The organism is Moorena sp. SIO3H5, assembly GCF_010692395.1.
Lineage (GTDB): Bacteria > Cyanobacteriota > Cyanobacteriia > Cyanobacteriales > Coleofasciculaceae > Moorena.
This window is the reverse complement of record NZ_JAAHHS010000724.1, coordinates 1-1740: the sequence shown is the minus strand read 5'-3', so window position 1 is coordinate 1740 and position 1740 is coordinate 1. Positions and strand designations below refer to the sequence as shown.

Below are 1740 nucleotides of genomic sequence, written 5' to 3'. Positions count from 1 at the left end.
TTAAAAACGCTTCCCTCAGGTCAGTACTAAATAAGTTAGCACCAGCGAGATTAGCACCAGTAAGATTAGCACCATTGAGAGAAGCACCACTGAGATTGGCACCACTCAGGTCAGCACCTGTCAAATTAGCACGGCTGAGATTAGCACGACTCAAGTCAGCCCCAGCGAGATTAGCACCCACTAAGTCAGCCATAATCAAACCTACCCTAGTTAAATCACACCCTTGACACTGTTTGCTTGACAGTAACTGTTGAGTATGAGCTAGATTTTCAGCTTTAGCAATGGTGCTGAGGCTGGTCGTGCTTAGTAAAGCCGCAGTGGTGAAAATTGTGAGTTTGATGTTCATGGAATTCATTGTTTTTCCAACAGCTGCTAATTATGAATTAGCAATTATGAATTATGAATTGTAAATCCTAGTTGTGGTTAAAGTTTGTAGTTAACATGATCCGCTAAACGTCTAAACCTGTTTAAAGGGTAAATTTGAAATTGTCAACTTTAAACCTTAAACTTTAAAACTTAAACTTTAATAATTATCCCTAATTTTTATTTAAAAAATTGGGTGGCGAAGTTTTGCGATCGCGTTGGTGACAGTGCCCTTGCTTTGAGAATTGCCGCTGTTAAAAAGACATAGGACACAACCCCAACTATTGCCAAGAGTATACTATTAACATATCCCATGGCATTCCACAAGGCATGCAGAGCAGAAGCATTCAGATAGCCAATACCTATGATCTGCCAACGCTTACGGGGTTTGAGAACGCTTAACCCAATAAAATATCCGAAGTATCCACTATAAGCCATGTGTCCTGCTACTGACCCAAGAACCCGAGGAATCAGCAACTGCAATCCTAACAGGTCACCCTCCAATTCAGTAGTTGGCAGTATCACACCGTCTATAATATTAGGCACATATTGCCCTAAGGTTTCTACCAAGGTAAATCCCACCCCCGATGCTGTCCCCAATAAAATTCCATCGAGGGGTTCCCAGACACCAATTCTTTCTCGCCAAGGAGTACGCAGGAAATGTCCCAAAGCATATAGTCCAAGCATAGGTATAGCCTTGAGCAACTCTTCCATTAACCCAGCACCAAAAAACATCCGAATGAATAAAGTAGTTAAGTTGACAACTTCACCTAGTTGTGGTATGTTGCCAGGTAAAATTCCCCGAAAAATTTTGATAAATAGGGGCAGCAGCGGACTGACCAAAATTAAACTGGTGGATATAGTAATACCCAGCAGCACCCACCAAGGTTTAGGTTTGCCACAAAGTTGGTAAACAAAATAATAGGCTAATCCTGCCAAGTAGGCAGCTAGCAAAAGATTAAAAACTACTGGTTGACCAACTGCAGCAAACATTGATACCACAAAGAGTACAGTCACGATACCAGGAGCCAAAAAAGCTTTCTGATTTAAATCCCGTCCTGTTGACAAGATGGGAAACAGTTGGGTAAATGTGACATAATCCGTCTGAGGCTTTGGTATCTTGCTAATCGGTTTTAGGGGTTTTTCTATGGCAATAGTTTGGGATGGGATAGATGGTAAATCAAGGGATGTCGTTACCTCGCACTCAAAGATGAATTTTGGACCATCGTGACCCAACTCAATCCGATCCCCTGACTGCAATTGCTTACAACCCTGCAAATATTTGCCATTCACATAGGTGCCATTGACACTATCAAGGTCACAAATTTCCCAGCGGGGACAACCATTTTTTGGAGGGGTCAGAGGGCTAATTACCGA

General features: G+C 42.1%; 2 protein-coding genes. Both read right to left on the bottom strand.

The annotated features are described in order from the left end of the window. The coding region (locus F6K52_RS35955; RefSeq protein ID WP_293089951.1) for a pentapeptide repeat-containing protein at positions 1-346 on the bottom strand (346 nt) is incomplete at its 3' end. Between the two features lie 197 nt (positions 347-543). Next, positions 544-1740, bottom strand: a 1197-nt coding sequence (locus F6K52_RS35950; protein ID WP_293089948.1) for a PrsW family glutamic-type intramembrane protease, incomplete at its 5' end; no start/stop codon positions are given.